General features: G+C 43.1%; 13 protein-coding genes and 1 pseudogene. 6 read left to right on the top strand and 8 right to left on the bottom strand.

Annotation, left to right across the window (positions count from 1 at the left end):
- Positions 1-373: hypothetical protein (locus tag Q0198_RS06495; RefSeq protein WP_297896271.1), on the top strand; the 373-nt coding region annotated here is incomplete at its 5' end.
- Positions 374-444: 71 nt separating this feature from the next.
- On the opposite strand, the gene Q0198_RS06490 is transcribed toward Q0198_RS06495, so the two are convergent.
- The 6 genes from Q0198_RS06490 to Q0198_RS06465 form a co-directional block, all read right to left on the bottom strand.
- Entirely contained in the window at positions 445-681 is a 237-nt protein-coding gene (locus Q0198_RS06490) for a hypothetical protein (RefSeq protein ID WP_297896270.1), read from the bottom strand.
- A 238-nt stretch (positions 682-919) separates the two neighbouring features.
- On the bottom strand, positions 920-1,675 hold the full coding sequence (locus tag Q0198_RS06485; RefSeq protein ID WP_297896268.1) for a septal ring lytic transglycosylase RlpA family protein: 756 nt from the start codon (positions 1,673-1,675) through the stop codon (positions 920-922).
- A gap of 13 nt (positions 1,676-1,688) precedes the next feature.
- On the bottom strand, positions 1,689-2,687 hold the full coding sequence (locus Q0198_RS06480) for a lytic transglycosylase domain-containing protein (protein ID WP_297882548.1): 999 nt from the start codon (positions 2,685-2,687) through the stop codon (positions 1,689-1,691).
- Entirely contained in the window at positions 2,684-3,481 is a 798-nt protein-coding gene (locus tag Q0198_RS06475) for a TatD family hydrolase (RefSeq protein WP_295151491.1), read from the bottom strand. Before Q0198_RS06475 ends, Q0198_RS06480 begins: the two co-directional genes overlap by 4 nt.
- Before the next feature lie 125 nt (positions 3,482-3,606).
- The gene (locus tag Q0198_RS06470; protein WP_297896266.1) at positions 3,607-5,130 is read right to left on the bottom strand and encodes an AAA family ATPase; all 1,524 of its coding nucleotides are present in this window, start codon (positions 5,128-5,130) and stop codon (positions 3,607-3,609) included.
- Positions 5,124-5,999 carry an NAD(+) kinase gene (locus Q0198_RS06465; protein WP_297896264.1) on the bottom strand — a complete coding sequence of 292 codons (876 nt, stop codon included), beginning with the start codon at positions 5,997-5,999 and terminating at the stop codon, positions 5,124-5,126. The genes Q0198_RS06470 and Q0198_RS06465 overlap by 7 nt, the downstream gene beginning before the upstream one ends.
- Positions 6,000-6,082: 83 nt before the next feature.
- Between Q0198_RS06465 and aspS the strand changes: the two genes are divergently transcribed.
- The 5 genes from aspS (at position 6,083) to Q0198_RS06440 (ending at position 11,215) form a co-directional block, all read left to right on the top strand.
- Positions 6,083-7,837, top strand: a complete 1,755-nt coding sequence (gene aspS, locus Q0198_RS06460) for an aspartate--tRNA ligase (RefSeq protein WP_297896263.1) — start codon at positions 6,083-6,085, stop codon at positions 7,835-7,837.
- Positions 7,834-8,415, top strand: coding sequence for an adenylate kinase (locus tag Q0198_RS06455; RefSeq protein ID WP_297896261.1), 582 nt, complete (start codon positions 7,834-7,836; stop codon positions 8,413-8,415). The genes aspS and Q0198_RS06455 overlap by 4 nt, the downstream gene beginning before the upstream one ends.
- 216 nt (positions 8,416-8,631) lie before the next feature.
- On the top strand, positions 8,632-8,988 hold the full coding sequence (locus tag Q0198_RS06450) for a NirD/YgiW/YdeI family stress tolerance protein (RefSeq protein ID WP_297896259.1): 357 nt from the start codon (positions 8,632-8,634) through the stop codon (positions 8,986-8,988).
- A gap of 9 nt (positions 8,989-8,997) precedes the next feature.
- The gene (gene ppa / locus Q0198_RS06445) at positions 8,998-9,516 is read left to right on the top strand and encodes an inorganic diphosphatase (RefSeq protein WP_297896257.1); all 519 of its coding nucleotides are present in this window, start codon (positions 8,998-9,000) and stop codon (positions 9,514-9,516) included.
- A 202-nt stretch (positions 9,517-9,718) separates the two neighbouring features.
- Positions 9,719-11,215 (top strand): leucine-rich repeat domain-containing protein, encoded by a 1,497-nt coding sequence (locus Q0198_RS06440; RefSeq protein WP_297896255.1) that lies wholly within the window; start codon positions 9,719-9,721, stop codon positions 11,213-11,215.
- A gap of 764 nt (positions 11,216-11,979) precedes the next feature.
- Here Q0198_RS06440 and Q0198_RS06435 read toward each other — a convergent pair.
- Together Q0198_RS06435 and Q0198_RS06430 are read right to left on the bottom strand one after the other, a co-directional pair.
- Positions 11,980-14,421 (bottom strand): annotated as a pseudogene (locus Q0198_RS06435) (TonB-dependent hemoglobin/transferrin/lactoferrin family receptor); the annotation flags it as partial.
- A 12-nt stretch (positions 14,422-14,433) separates the two neighbouring features.
- Positions 14,434-14,970, bottom strand: a complete 537-nt coding sequence (locus Q0198_RS06430; RefSeq protein WP_297896253.1) for a TonB-dependent receptor plug domain-containing protein — start codon at positions 14,968-14,970, stop codon at positions 14,434-14,436.
- Positions 14,971-15,554: the final 584 nt, after the last annotated feature.

Below are 15,554 nucleotides of genomic sequence, written 5' to 3'. Positions count from 1 at the left end.
TGATACTGATTGGATGAATTGGGTTATCGATAGGCAAAGAGGTGCTTGGCTTATTCATGTATGTTTGGCATCTATGCCGGATCCGCGAGATGGCTACACGGGTGAAGATATTTGGTTGCTTCATTATAAAGGTAAAAATATCGAGCTTGATATAAGGCGAATTTATGACGAAACCACAAGTAAAATGCTAGTCGATAATCCATTTTTTATCAAATATAAGCTAGAAAATATAAATTCTAGTATTGACGGAATTCCATTGGACGAGCTTTATAAAATTTTAAAGGAAGCTCTAACGGAATATGGTAATCGCGGTATTAGAGGTAGAGAGAATTTACCAAAAGAGCATGAAGTTGTAACTTTTCTGCACGATTAAAATTTAAAGAACCTATGAGCTGCACCAAAATACCTCTGATATTTCAGTATCAAATTTAATTTTTCTATGCGCTATAAAACGCCCCACTCTTTTTTATATTTGTTTATTATCTCATCGGGCGTTTTTTCTCCCTTATCGACCTTGATAAGATCGATTATATCTTGCTCGTTTGCAAACATACCCTCTATCGCGTGGTTACAGATGATAGATCTGTTTTGCTCGTATTGTTCTGCACTCAGCTCGTCTTTATATTTTTCAAGTATAGCCAAACTCTTTTCTAAACTATAAACTTCCGGATATTTTTGCATGCTTTATCCCCTAGCAATATAAAATTTTATCAGCTGCGGCGTCCTATTAAAAAACAAAGCTCAAGCAGGCAGGCGCACTTTTCTGCTACGAATAGCTTGCAAGTAGTTCGCACTTCGCCGCAGCTAAAGCAGATAACTATTAGATGACGAGAAATTTTACTGCAAGTAGCTCACAAATAAATTTAACAAAACCCTTATCAAGCAAAAAAACGAAGGTAAAAGCCGTCAAATAAAACTGCTACTCCCTTACGATGAAAGCTCCAGTAAACTTGCCATTATGCGCGAAATCTCTCGCCTCATCCTCGCTTTTAAATCCACTTAAAAAGACGCGATAAATCGGCGCGCCATCTATACTAAATTCTTTGATGATCGCAGGATATCCCGCTGTGCCGTGGTAATCGCGCTGATAAATTTGTGCGCCGCTTCTGTTTCTAAACGCACCGATTTGTACCATAAAATTTCCGCCGACAATGGTTGCTTTCGGCGAGCCTTTGGCGATGGTATGTCCGTAAAAGCCCACTACTTCGAGTTTTACCGGTGCCGTACCTTTGGCAAATACGCCTACTAAATTAGCAGCTGTTTTGCTAAGATCGATGATGCGACCATCCACGAATGGACCGCGATCGTTGATGCGCACGGTCGCGGTAGCGCCGGTGTCGCGATTCGTGACCTTTACCATAGTATTCATTGGATATGTTTTGTGCGCGGCAGTCATGCCATTCATATCGTAAATTTCGCCGTTTGAGGTGTATTTGCCGTGAAAATTTGGCCCATACCAGCTAGCGATGCCGATCTGGGTATCGCCGACGCTTACCTGCTCTGGATAGTAGGTTTTGCCGTTGATTTTATAAGGGCGCATGGTGGCGGGAGAGTTTTTGCCGATCTTGCCCGCACCGCCCGCAGACGATCTAGAAGGCGGTGCGGAGCGAAACGAACAACCGGCAAGAATCAGCGCAAAAAGCGCACTAAAAAGAGCGATTTTCTGGTACGACACCTGCGATCCGATCTTACTTGTTGAATTTTATATTATTTAGCGCTATTTCGTTTTTGTCTTTGAGACTAAGCTCGTTTGCTAAACCTGCTAACACGCGTCCTGGCTTGCGCTGTTTCAGACGTGGTTCATACGCTTGAAATGCGCCTTGATTTACGACAAATTCTGCATATTTGCTTTGTGGTATATAAAAGAAGTACTTGCCGTTAAGCGGCGAAATTCCGTTTTTAATATGCGCGTTGTAGTCCTGCATCTGCGATGGCGAAATTCCGATCTGTTTTGCAACCGCGCTTAGCTTTGTGCCTGGAGCTACTGCGATACGCTTTAGCCCCCACGGCTCGCTTTCAAAAAGCAGAATTTTACGCATATTTTCATTTTGAGCAATGTAAGCGTATTTAATAATGCGCTTGATAAAATTCTTAGTCTCATTAGGAAGTGCGGGACTTTTTAGCAAGCGATCCAGATCATCGCTGCCAGTAGCTGCAATCGCATTTTTAAGCTTTTGATCGCCACAATTATACGCCATTAGCGCTAAATACCACTTGCCAAAATTTTGCTTCAGATGCAAAATATACGAAAACGCAGCATCCGTAGAGGCTGCGGGATCGCGACGCTCATCCACGGCGCTATCTACTCTAAGACCGAAATTTTTCGCAGTTGCCGGCATCAGCTGCCACATACCACCTGCGCTAGCGCCCGAAGTTACGGTGTTTTTAAGATGAGATTCTACCATTGCCAAATACAATAAGAACTCCGGAGCTTCGATGTTATCGACCTCGGATTTGACTAAGTAGGCATTGTGCGACTGCGAAGTCACGATATGCTTAAACTGCTTGCGATCGCTTGCATTGATCGCACGGAATATGCCCGCGACTACGTTTTTGCTCGATTCGTTATTTTCAATGCCGAATTGATTTAAAATATAGTCGTGATTTGCGCGCATCAGACCGGGCTGGCTCGCAAACGCTTCGCCCACTAAAAGTAGGGCTAGCAGTATAAATTTTATGGCTTTCATATCTCTCCTTTGATTTTATCGCCAAAAAGCCTACAGGCGTTTTGAGTCGTTATTGCTTCAACCTCTTCTACGCTTAGGCTTAAAATTTCCGCGACTTTTTCTACCACGAGTCTCGTAAATGCAGGCTCATTGCGCTCGCCGCGATGCGGATGTGGGGTTAGATAGGGTGCATCCGTCTCGATTAAGAGGCGCTCTTGCGGAATTTGCGGTAAGATCTCAGCTAAGTTTTTTGCATTTTTGAATGTTAAAACTCCGCCGATACCGAAATAAAATCCGTATTCGCTAAGACCTAGCAAAAGCTTGCTGGCATTAAAGCAGTGTAAAACACCGCCGCATAAATCGCCGGCGCGATCTTTTAGAATTCCAAAGCTATCTTCGTTTGCTTCTCGGATATGGACTATAAGTGGTTTTTGAAGTTGTGTTGCTAGATCGATTTGTGAGATGAAGGCGTCTTTTTGGCGGGAGATTTCTAAGGCTTTGGTTTCCTTGCTCTCTTGCTGCTTAAGTCTGAAATAATCAAGCCCGCATTCGCCAACGCCCACGCATTTGGGATCGTCAGCATACCGCTTCAGCACCTCCATATCGAAAGAATCTATCTCGTATGGATGCACCCCTACGGCAAAATACACATTATCCCGTGCGTGCGAAATTTTACATGCCTTATCTAGGTCTGCTACATCGGCACCGGGAATGATGATGCTGCGCACGCCTGCAATCGTGGCGCGCTCAATCACCGCGTCCAAATCGGCGTCGAAACTAGCATCGTCTAAATGGCAATGTGTATCTATAATCATAAAACTCACTTGATAAAATTTTTCGAAGCGGATTTTACGTCGTTTTGCAAAATCACACTTAAATTTAAATTAAACGCGGTATTGTAGCAAAAAATTTCAGATTTAAACTTAAGCTTAAAATTCCTTCAGCTTTGCCTTAGTTTTTTAGCGAATTCCAGGGCTTCTGCAGTAATAGTCTCGCCGCTTATCATACGAGCTAGCTCTGTTATTTTCTCATTTTCACTTAATAACCTCACGCTAGATTTGCCGTTCGTTTTACTTACTAAAAAGTGTGACGCAGCCTTTGAGCTAAGCTGCGGCTGGTGCGAGATCGCAAAAATTTGATAAAATTTTGAAATTTTTACCAGCACGTTTGCGATACTCATCGCCTCTTTTCCACTTAAATTTGAATCAATCTCGTCTAAGATTAAAATTCCCTCGCCGTTATTTGTAAGCTCCAAGCTTGCCGCGATGAAAGCAAGGCGTAGGCGGTTCGTCTCGCCTGAGCTTAAATTTTTAAATTCCGTCTTGCACAAGCTGACGCAAATTTCGTCTGTGCCGCGCTCACTAAGAACCGCGGGCTTAAAACTAAGCTCCACTCCGTCCATATAAAGCTGCTTTAGATAGGAATTTATCAGATCCTCGAGCCGTTTTTTAGCGCCCTTGCGAGCCTCGCTGATTTTTTCGGCAAGGGTAGCGGTGCTTTCGCTAAGGCGTTTAAATTCCGCTTGTAGCTTGGTTTTTTCAAAGCTTAACTGCTCGTAATGCTCAAGCTCTTTCTTGCGCGTTTCAAGTGTAGCTAGCGCCTCTTCTACGCTTCCGTAGCGCCTATTTAGCGCGCTAAGAGCTTCGATGCGATCTAAAATTTTCTCTATGTCGATGTTTTCTAGCTCGTCTAAGCTCAAGCTTTCTTGCTTTAGCCGCAGCTCGTTCATTGCATCCTCAAAAAACGCGCTATCCAGCCCGCTAAGACTTAGCGCTTCGATGACGCTGCGCTCTAGCTCAAAAACGCCCTGCGCCCTAGCCCAAAGTTCCTCAATCTTATCTTTTTTACTAAGCTTTTTTTTGATCTGCAAAAGCTCCTCATATTCACCGATCTTAGGCGATACGCGCTCGATTTTTTCAATCTCGAAGCGAGCGAATTCCTTTAACTCCTCGATCTTGCGCTCTTGATCCAAAATTTCATCCAGCTGCTTTTTTGTGCGGCTAAATTCCACAAAAGCGCTTTGAAGCTCCGATAGGCTTTGAGCGTGCACCGCATCTTTTTTCGCGGCGATAAAATCAAGTAATTTTAGCAAGCTATCGCTACTCATTTCTCCGGCGTTTTTCGCGCCTAAAAATTTCACGTATTCGCCGGCGATCGTGCTTAGATTTTTTTTCGAGACCGATTGGGAATTTATAAAATATCGCAAGCTACGCTCTTTTAGGACGCGAAAAATATTTGGCGTATCGTTTATCAAGCCGAAATTTTCCATATCAAATTTATGCTCTACGTCCGCTTCTATGAGCTCAGCCTCGCATTCGTTAAGACCGAACACCGCTAAAATCGCGCCTATTAATACCGATTTACCCGCGCCGCTGATACCTGTAAATACGCTAAGTCCCGGGCCAAAACTAAGCTCGCTCTCGCAAAAACCTAGATTATTTTTAATATAAATTCTTTCTAGCATCCGCCGTGCCCCCATCTGAGTTTGGCTTTTAAAACGTCGAAATAATCGTAGCTTCTGCGTTTTATTAAATTTACCTTGGCGTGTGAAATTTTAACGCTTACGCTGTGAAATTCCGCCATATCAAAAACGTCTTGTCCGTCGATGACGACGCTAACTTCGGAGCTTCCGGCGTTTTTGAAGTTTACGAGATATTCTTTGGGGAGGATCAAAGGCCGCTGCGTCAGGCTGTGCGAGCAGATCGGCGTGACGCAAAACACGTCGCACAGCGGATAGACGATCGGGCCGTTCGCGCTCATATTGTACGCGGTCGAGCCCACGGCGGAGCTTACGATCACGCCGTCGCCGTAGTAGGTGTTGAAATATTTTCTATTTAAAAACGCATCAATCTTCGCCATCGAAGAGATATGGCTGCGGGTGATTACGACGTCGTTAAATGCGGTCTTGCGGACGATCTTGCCGCTGCCGTTTTCCAGTATCACTTCAAGCAAAAACGGGCGCTCGATCTCGTATTCGCCGCGCAAAAATTCCTTTAAAAATTTTGCGAATTCGCTCGGCTGCACGTCCGTTAAAAACCCGAGAGTACCCGCGTTGATGCCCAAAATAAAGGCGTTTTTGTCGCTCAGCAACCTCGCAAGCCCGATGAGCGTGCCGTCGCCGCCGAGGCTAATTAAAAAATTGGTCTTTTTTAAAATTTCTGTAAGCGTATGCGACTTAAGGCCGAAAAATTCCGCTCCGTCCTTTTCGAGCAAAAGCTCAATACCTTGCGCTTTTAAAATTTCGCAAATTTGCTCCACGACGGGGCGAATCTCTTCTGATTTTTTGGCTATTAGCCCCGCGAATTTAAGGTTTTTATGAATTTTGTTTTCCATAGTTTTATTTTATAAAAAATTAGCTTTGTAAAAGCAAAATTTAACTATACTTGCGTTTTACAAATAATTTTAAAGGAGTAAATTTGCGAAGTCATTATTGCGCCGATTTGAGTAAAAACGATATCGGCAAAAGTGTAACCGTGTGCGGCTGGGTAAATTCTTATCGCGACCACGGCGGCGTTATTTTCATAGATTTGCGCGACCGAAGCGGCCTGCTTCAGCTCGTGTGCGATCCCAAAGATAGCAAAAAAGCGTATGAAATTGCAAACGAAGTACGAAACGAATTTGTCCTAAAAGCCGTCGGCAAGATCCGAGCTCGCGGCGAAGGGCTGGAAAATCCAAATTTAAAAACCGGCGATATCGAAGTCGTAGTAGAGGATCTACAGATCGAAAATCCAAGCAAGCCGCTTCCTTTCGTAATCGGCGATAAAAGCGTCAACGAAGAAACGAAGCTAAAATACCGCTTTTTAGATCTGCGCGCCGAGGGAAGCTTCGATAAATTTAAGATGCGCTCCAAGGCTGCGATCGCCGCGCGAAATGCTCTTGATAGGCTAGGTTTTGTAGAGGTCGAAACGCCGATCTTAACGCGCGCGACGCCCGAGGGCGCTAGGGATTATCTGGTGCCTAGCCGCGTCTATCCGGGCAGCTTCTACGCGCTTCCGCAAAGTCCGCAACTTTTCAAGCAGCTTTTGATGTGCTCGGGCTTTGATAAATACTTCCAGATCGCGCGTTGCTTCCGCGATGAGGACCTGCGCGCCGACCGCCAGCCGGAATTTACGCAGATCGATATCGAGATGAGCTTTAATACCCAGTACGACGTAATGAGCGTAGCCGAGGAGGTTTTAAAAGACATTTTCAAATCCTGCGGTCGCGAGATCGTCACCCCTTTTAGACATATGGAGTATAAAGACGCGATGGAGCTTTACGGCAGCGATAAACCCGATCTGCGCTACGATATGCCTTTCATCGACGTAGCCGATATTTTTGAAAAATCGAGCAACGAAATTTTTTCAAATTTAGCCAAGGATCGTAAAGCTAACCGCGTAAAAGCGCTCAAAGTCGAGGGCGGCGATCTGAAATTTAGCAAGCGCCAGATGCAAGGTTTTGAGGAATACGTTAAAAAATTCGGCGCGCAAGGCCTCGCATTCATTCAGGTAAAAGAGGACGGGTTAAAGGGGCCGCTGGTAAAATTCTTTGAAAAAAGCGAGCTGGACGAGCTCATCAGGCGCTGCGAGCTTAAAGTTGGCGACGTCGTGTTTTTCGGCGCGGGCAAAAAGAAAATCGTGCTTGATTATATGGGTAGATTTAGAATTTTCCTCGCAAACGAGCTTAGTCTCATAGATCCGAACAGGCTTGAATTTTTGTGGGTCGTAAATTTCCCTATGTTTGAGCAAAACGACGACGGCAGCTACTCTGCGATGCACCATCCTTTTACAATGCCGAACAATCCCGACGAGCCTGATTTGGAGGATATTACCTCGATTGCCTACGACGTCGTGCTAAACGGCATCGAGCTTGGCGGCGGCAGTATCAGGATCCATAAAGCGGACATTCAAGAAAAGGTCTTTAGGCTGCTTAAGATCGAGCCTGCGGAGCAGAGAGAGAAATTCGGCTTCCTGCTCGATGCGCTAAGCTTCGGCGCGCCTCCACACGGAGGTATCGCGATCGGCTTTGATAGGTTGATGATGCTCGTTACCGGCTCAAGCAGTATCCGCGAGGTCATCGCGTTTCCTAAAACGCAGCGCGCGCAGTGTCCGCTCACCAAAGCCCCTAGCGTCGTTACAGACGAGCAGCTTCGCGAGCTAGGTCTTAGGCTTCATAAGAAGGAGCAAAAATGAAAAGCCTTTTTCTAATCATCGGCGCTCCGGGCAGCGGCAAAACGACCGATGCGAGTATGATCGCTCAGATGAATCAAAGCATCGAGCACTACTCCACGGGCGATCTGCTACGCGCCGAGGTAGCAAGCGGCAGCGCTTTGGGCAAACAGATAGACGGCTTCATCTCTAAAGGCAATCTCGTGCCGCTTGATATTGTCGTAAATGCTATCGTTAGCGCGATTAAAAGCTCGCCTAAAGACTTCATCATCATCGATGGCTATCCAAGAAGCGTCGAGCAAATGAATAAGCTAGACGAGGTACTGCGAGGCGACGATGATGTAAATCTTAGCGCAGTCATCGAGGTGTGCGTCAGCGAGGAGGTCGCCGAGCAGCGCGTTTTGGGGCGCGCTCGCGGGGCGGACGATAACAAGGAAGTCTTTAAAAACCGCATGGCGGTATTTTCAGAGCCGATCGAGGATATCCGTAAATTTTACGGCGACGCGGGCGTATTTTACAGCGTAAACGGCGAGCGCACGGTCGAGGAGATCGTAGCGGACATAAACGCTATAATCGCCGCGCAGATCGAAAAATTAGGCTAGTGCGCTTGGATGGCGGCTTAAATTTAAGACGCGCTTTTTAGTACGAGTGCGCCTTTAAATTTATAGCTTGCCGTCGCGCTAAATAGCCAAATTTTAAGCGTAAATTTAAAAGCTCGCGCCGCAAATTTAATGCGAGCGTTAAATATGAGCGGCTTTTAAATTTAATGAAATTTCAGATCTGTTTGCGGATACAGAGATTAAAATTTAAGGATAGATATGGTTAGAAAATTTTTACTTAGCATGGCTTTATGTGCGGCTGCATTCGGCGCTGGCGGGTTTGTCCCGAGCGGCTCTGCGACGCAAACTCAGCCGTCAAGCGTCAAAGAAGCGCTTACATTAAGAGATGATTCTTTTGTCACGATCGACGGCAGGATAAAATCTCAACTCAGACACGAGCATTATAGATTTGTGGATCAAAACGGCGATAGCATCGAGGTTGAGATCGATGATGACGTTTGGCGCGGCGTGAGCGTAGATGAAAATACGCTCGTGCGAATTAGCGGCGAGATCGACAAAGATTTTACCAAAACGACGATAGACGTGAAAAATATTAAAATTTTAAATTCTAAATAAAGGAAAACTATGGATCTTTCAAAGATAAAAGTGGGCTCAAACCCCGATAAAATCAACGCGGTAATCGAAATCCCTTACGGCTCGAATATCAAATACGAGATCGACAAAGCAAGCGGTGCGCTCTGCGTAGATCGCGTGCTCTACGGCGCGATGTTTTACCCCGCAAACTACGGCTTCGTGCCCAATACCTTAGCAGACGACGGCGATCCTGCGGATGTTTTGGTGCTAAACGAATACCCGCTTGCCGCAGGCAGCGTGATCCCGTGCCGCCTAATCGGCGTTTTGATGATGGAGGACGAAAGCGGAATGGACGAGAAACTGCTTGCCGTGCCGGTTAGCAAGATCGATCCGCGATATGAGGGCATTAAATCTATCTCCGATCTGCCTAAAGCGACGCTAGATAAGATCAAAAATTTCTTCGAAACCTACAAGCTTTTAGAGCCGAATAAATGGGTCAAAGTAAAGGACTTCGCAAGCGCTGCCGAGGCCGAGAAAATCCTAGACAAAGCGATCAAGGCTTATAAATAAAATTTACAAGCATCCTTTGATTTGGAATTTCGCCTCGCCTTTAAGACACTGGCGAAATTCCAAAATTTTAAAATTTGATGGAATTTGCGAAGCGCAGAGCGATGTGAGGATTTTTAAATCAAGCTTGCAAAGCGCTCGCTTAAATTTTATAAATATCGCGCAACTAGATACTAGAATTTTAAATTTTAAAAAGGCGACTCAAATGAAAAAGATTTATATCGCGCTATTTATAGCAGTTGCTTTTTCGCTCTGTATACAATCAATCTCCGGTTTTAAAGGCATTAAAATTAGTATGTCAAACGATGCGCAGGACATCCACCTGAAGTTTAGCCCAAAGCTAAGCGAGGATCAAAATACGCAGATGCAAAACTTGGCGGATTTTCTACGCTTTAGCGATAAAGGGCGAGAGAATTACTATGGTATAAGCTTCTTTAGCGATATCGCTACGACGTGGGATTTGTATGAAAAGCTTGCGGACATTGAAGAGCTAGACTTCGGCAGAAACGCGAATTTTATGACCGTTTCGCCGATTAGAGTGGATGAGGTTACGCAGGTTCCGCCCGAGATCTGTTTGCTTTCAAATTTAAAAAAGCTCGATCTGCAAGGCACGAGAGTTTCGGATCTGCCCTCTTGCGTGCAAAATTTGAAAAAGCTCAAGTATTTAGGCTTGCGCGCTACCGAATTTACGGATATTAGTGAAAATATCTCTAAAATTCCGAATCTTAAGACGCTGATTTTGGATCGTTGCCCCGTAAAAGGGTTGAGCGCGAATGTAGCGAATTTAAAGAATTTAGAATATCTTGAGCTGGATGAAACGCATATTTCGCAATTGCCACCGCAGATTACAGGGATGAGCAAGCTACGAGAGCTCCACTGTTATAGTTGTAATTTTTTACATACATTGCCTACGTATCTGGCGGAGCTGAAAAGTCTGGAAATTTTATATCTTACGAACACGCATATAGAGGCGCTACCCGATGAGGTTTCGCGAATGCCGAGTCTAAAGGAACTAAGCGAAGATTTTACCTCTCCTCCTGAAAACATCGTAAATTTACCCAATCTTGAGGAGTGGGGTCATATGGACGAGCAGAGATTACGGCTCGCCGTGAAAATCCCGTCGCTCAAAAGGCTTCATATAGGTTCAAATATCAAAACGATCCCGTCTGAGTTAGGGGATTTGCATAATCTGCAGGAGCTTGATATTTGGTCTGAAAATATACAAGAAATTCCTGAAAGTATCGGCGCATTAAAAAGCTTAAAAAAGCTTGATATTGGCAGATATAAGCAAGAGAGTCTGCCTGAGAGCATCGGCATGCTTGATGCTTTGGAAGAGCTGAAAATTAACAGCCAAGCCATTACGAAAATCCCTGAGAGCATCGGAAACCTACATAATTTAAAGGAGCTTTACATCCACGGCAAAAATATTACGCAGCTTCCGGAAAGCATCGGAAATTTAAAAAATTTAGAAATTTTAGATATCTCCGAGACTGCAATTAAAAAATTACCGCAGAGTATAAACGATATGACGAGTCTTAAATACATTGATCTTCGCAATACCGATTTAGAGGAGCTTAACGTCGATTTTATCCGCCTTAGTAAACTTTACGGCATTAATTTGTATGGCGTTAAGCTTAAAAAGAAGCCCGTAGTTCCTAAGATAGAGGGAAGGCATATTGGCATTAGAGGATATGAGGATTAAATTTAAAACGAAGCCATGATTTGTCCGGCGCCGACATATACCGCGGCGGGATTTTAAGCAAATAATACAAGGAGATAAATCGCGCAAAAGATCGCTAGCCGGATCAGCCCTGCGCGCTAACGACGGCGAGACTTAGCGAGCTTTAAAGCCTCCTGCGGGCGCCGCAAATTTAAAAACCTCGTGCGCCGCGCGAAAATAGAACAATTTATCTGTGTGGGCTCTTCCTTAAATTTAGCGAGCTTCGGAGCAAAATTTGAAGTTAAAATTTTTAAAAGACCACTGCGTTTATAAGACTTGTCGTTACAAGCGGGCGAGATAGAGCGAAGAGAAATAGATTACGCACATTGCCGCAAAAAGGCTGTCTTCGCTTGGAAGCGAGATGATACGCTTGCGGATTACGGCATTAAAATTCCCCTGCGATTTGTGTAGTGTGGGGCTGTGCGCTTGCGAAATTTTTAGCACATACGGATGCTATGTTTTCCGGCTCGGTAAATTTACACGGGCAAAAAATTCGATCTCGAAGCGACGGAAAGATCGCGGGCGTCATTGCAAAATTATAAAGCTGATGTCATCACAGAAAAAAGCCTTTGGGCTACCGCGCTACGTAAAATTTTAAAATTTACACGTTAGTTACATAAAATTTGAAAATCTAAATGACACCAAACGATTTACTATCACCATCTTTTTTAAATTTAGTAATAAATCTATAAATTTTGATTCCAAAGGCTTTTGTTTTAATAAGACGTCAAACACCTGATTAAATTTTAAAACTGAAACTCCCATGTCAGTTTATAGTTCCTACCCGGCGAGTAAAAGCGGTTGATACCAAGCCCCGTTTCTTGATCTATCAGATTGCTAGTTCCAAAAGGCCTTATTGATCTGGCGCTTTCCCAAGTGATATATTTGCGATCGGTTATATTATATGCGCCTGCACGAAGAGTTAGATATTTGATCGGCTTTACATATGTTACGAAGTCTATCGTGGTATATCCGCCGCTTCTCCATTCCACTTCGCTATTGCTTACAGGTTTGCCGTTTACGATTTTGCCGCTTCGCGCTTGCTCATACCAATACATATTATAGGTGTCGTCTCCTTTTTTTGCAGCTACCGCAGTTACAAATAGATCCGCGCCGAATTTATCGCCTGGGCTTTGGTAGCTTACGCTATAAACCACCGTTCTAGGCTGGATCGCATTCATCGGAGTATCTATTTTGCCGTTACCTATGTCCATTCTACCCTTTTGGATACTGAGCTTATATCCAATACTAAAACCCTGCAATGGTTGCCAAATTTGATCCAAAGCCAGTCTCGAGTCTATCTCTATTCCTCTTACTCTTGCTTTTGGACGATTTACGTTTTGATACACAGAGGTAGGCATTGTACTTCCACCGTTTCCATAAGGAAGCTGGAATTCCCCCTTATATTGTAAATCTATAAAATTCCTATAATCCGTTTGGAATAAATTCAATGTAACGAAGCTTGGCGAATTATGAAGCGTAAAGGCAATCTCTTTGGTCTTTGCCGTTTCTTTTTTCAAATCCAAATTTGGATATATCGAAAAATCCGGATGCTGGAAAGTGAAGTAAATTTCGTCCGAAGTAGGCGCCCTAAATCCGTTTGCATATTTAAGTTGAAGTCTGAAAAAATCAAGTGGATCGATGCTTGTAGCTAAAGAATATGAATTTGCCGAATATTTTCTCTTCTGAGAAGCTAAATATACGGCGTTGGCTTCTGCATTTGCATCTTTGTGAGCTTTTATCTCTTTTTGAGATGGAGTGCCGGGAAGCGGCGTATAAGGAACAAACATTCCGATAAATAGATCAGTTGGAATTTTTGGCGTAACGCCTGGAGTATAAGATGGATTGTGTTTAACCTTATCATATCTATAATTAAGATCAAAGGCCAAAACATCGTTTATACGAAAGTCATCTCCTACATAAAGCGCTCCGGTTTTGGTCTCAACCGGAATAAGGAAGCTAAAAGGATTGTCTTCGTGGCCGCAAGCGTCATTATAGGTAGAGGCATTGGTATATGATTGGCATTTATCTGGATACCAAGTACCCAATATTGGATAATCGGTATTCGTATTTCTAACTCCTGCAAAATATTTAGCCCACCATTGTTTATTTTGAGGAGAATAACCCGCCCTATTTACCATACTTTTATCGCTTTTACTATAAAGCCCTCCGTAACTTAAAGAGTGTTCTGTACTTTTTATATGAAAGTCTTTTGTAAGGTCAAGATTAAACTGCTTAGTATTGGTGTTTAAATCTCTATCCTTCCAGTTATTTTCTACGTATCCGTTTTGTCTAGGTAGAAGTATCTCATCCGAACCAACCGGTGATAATTTGCCGTAATTGCCTTTACTATGAGGTGTAGTTATTTTGTTTATGGAATATGTTTTATATGTGCCGCTATCAGTATCAAAAAGAGTCATGCCTTTAGAACAATCATATTCATCACAATTGATATAGGCATCATCATTGGGTTTATAACTGCTATATGCATTCATATCTAATATATGGGATTCATTTTTTGGATTATCCGGATCTGAAAAATCAAACTGACTATCTACTAACGTAGGCATAAATCCCCACTTTAGCCATGTCTTTATTTCCCCTCCATATTTATCTACCATTTTTCCGTCTTCATTTATATGAAGACCGGACGGATTTGAATTTCCCGCGCAGTTATCGCCCTCGCAATACTCATCCGTTCTCGCTTTTAACTTAATATGTTGCTTGTTATAGCTAAATTTTAAGCTATCCCACAAAGGCGTTTCGTCGAAATTTTCGTAAGTGAACGAATAGTTTTTTCTTTCGCTTCTATCGTTGGTGTGTCGTATATCGTTAGTCAAGGCTCCCCCAGGAGTTTGCGTATTATAAAGAGCAAATTGATTCGACCAGTCTATTCCCTCTGATTTTATATTAGACTTATCGTATCCTAGGCTAAATCTATCGGTATCGGTAGGCTGAAAGCCAAATTTTACCAATGTGCTTTTTTTGTAAATTCTATAAGGATCAGGTTTTTCTCTAACTTTTCTTATAACAGTAGGATCATATTTTTTATATCCCCAGTTTTTTAGTTCATGTCCTTCTCTATCAGTATGAATAGCCAAAAGATCAAACCACTTAAACCGAACTGCAGCTGCGTGGCTTTGCCAGTTTTGTCTATCCGCACTTTGATACCCGCGCTTAAATCCGTAATACCAATCCTTCTACGTTAGATAATCTCTCGCATCCTTTGTCTCAAACGCTACTGAGCCACCTAGCGCGCCCGAGCCTCTTTTTACCGAATCTGCACCTTTAGTGATATCTACCTGTCTTACGTTTTCAACCTCAACGCCGTTTCTAGTGTTATTAAAGTTTCCATATCCTTCAAATAGATCTTTAAAACCTTGCGAGCTTAACGTTTCTGCTTGGCGAAGTCCATCTATACTGATATCGACGCGATTTTCATCCACGCCGCGGATCGAATAACCACTAGCACCGAATCTTCCGCTTTCGACAACTGAAACGCCGGTTTCGTGACGAACCATATCTCTACTATCGCTAACTTGCTCTTTGGCGAGTTGCTTGGCGCTCTTTTTAGTTTCGCCGACTTTTTTGGTAAGCGGGTCGCTTTCTACGTTTCCCGTAACATTGATCTGCCCTAAATTTTGAGAGTCACCTTCGCTATCATCCTGTGCAGCTAAAGTGGCCGCGCATAAACAAAGCGCTCCCGCCGCTGCAATAGAAAACCTAAATAAGCTCATTTTGATCCTTTTATAATACTATTTCTCATAGGCGTTATTAAAAATAGCAATATATTAGTGAAAAATTCTTTAAATTTAAATTAAAAAGAATTTATTTATCATTTATAGTTATAAAATTTAATTAAATTTAAAGAATTCCCAGGTTTACGCCTTTATCTCTTAAATTTACATTTTTTAAAATTACAAATTTTTACTTTAAATTTAAAAGTATTTTTATGAAATACAAACGATGGGACAGTGAGTAAATTTTAAGATTTTAACTTGAGAAATTTCAAAATTTTATCATAAGCAAACGGAATTTTATCTACGCACGTAGTACTTTGGGCATCATGCGGACCGGCATTTTTACGAAGCTACGTCCTGCAAAATTTATAAAATTTCGAATTTCCGTAAATTTATTGCGCATTTGCGGCGCAAAATTCCTCATTTAGCATTTACAAGCTCGGCTTGCGCGCGGGCTAGGTGCGCAGCTAGCCCTGGCGCAAACCGAACAGAACCGCGTTAGCTCTCCTTCAAAAGCTTGGTTAGCGCCGTGCCGCTTTCGTCGTGTTTGCGGATGTTTTTATAAATTTTACTAAAATAAG

It is taken from the genome of uncultured Campylobacter sp. (assembly GCF_938045205.1).
Classification (GTDB): Bacteria; Campylobacterota; Campylobacteria; order Campylobacterales; family Campylobacteraceae; genus Campylobacter_B.
This window is presented reverse-complemented; position numbering and strand designations above follow the sequence as displayed.

Bases quoted from the DNA above. Each gene is read 5' to 3' on its own strand.
- Q0198_RS06490 (WP_297896270.1), bottom strand. From the start codon at position 681: ATGCAAAAATATCCGGAAGTTTATAGTTTAGAAAAGAGTTTGGCTATA.
- Q0198_RS06480 (WP_297882548.1), bottom strand. From the start codon at position 2,687: ATGAAAGCCATAAAATTTATACTGCTAGCCCTACTTTTAGTGGGCGAA.
- Q0198_RS06475 (WP_295151491.1), bottom strand. From the start codon at position 3,481: ATGATTATAGATACACATTGCCATTTAGACGATGCTAGTTTCGACGCC.
- Q0198_RS06470 (WP_297896266.1), bottom strand. From the start codon at position 5,130: ATGCTAGAAAGAATTTATATTAAAAATAATCTAGGTTTTTGCGAGAGC.
- Q0198_RS06465 (WP_297896264.1), bottom strand. From the start codon at position 5,999: ATGGAAAACAAAATTCATAAAAACCTTAAATTCGCGGGGCTAATAGCC.
- Q0198_RS06455 (WP_297896261.1), top strand. From the start codon at position 7,834: ATGAAAAGCCTTTTTCTAATCATCGGCGCTCCGGGCAGCGGCAAAACG.
- Q0198_RS06450 (WP_297896259.1), top strand. From the start codon at position 8,632: ATGGTTAGAAAATTTTTACTTAGCATGGCTTTATGTGCGGCTGCATTC.
- ppa (WP_297896257.1), top strand. From the start codon at position 8,998: ATGGATCTTTCAAAGATAAAAGTGGGCTCAAACCCCGATAAAATCAAC.
- Q0198_RS06440 (WP_297896255.1), top strand. From the start codon at position 9,719: ATGAAAAAGATTTATATCGCGCTATTTATAGCAGTTGCTTTTTCGCTC.
- Q0198_RS06430 (WP_297896253.1), bottom strand. From the start codon at position 14,970: ATGAGCTTATTTAGGTTTTCTATTGCAGCGGCGGGAGCGCTTTGTTTA.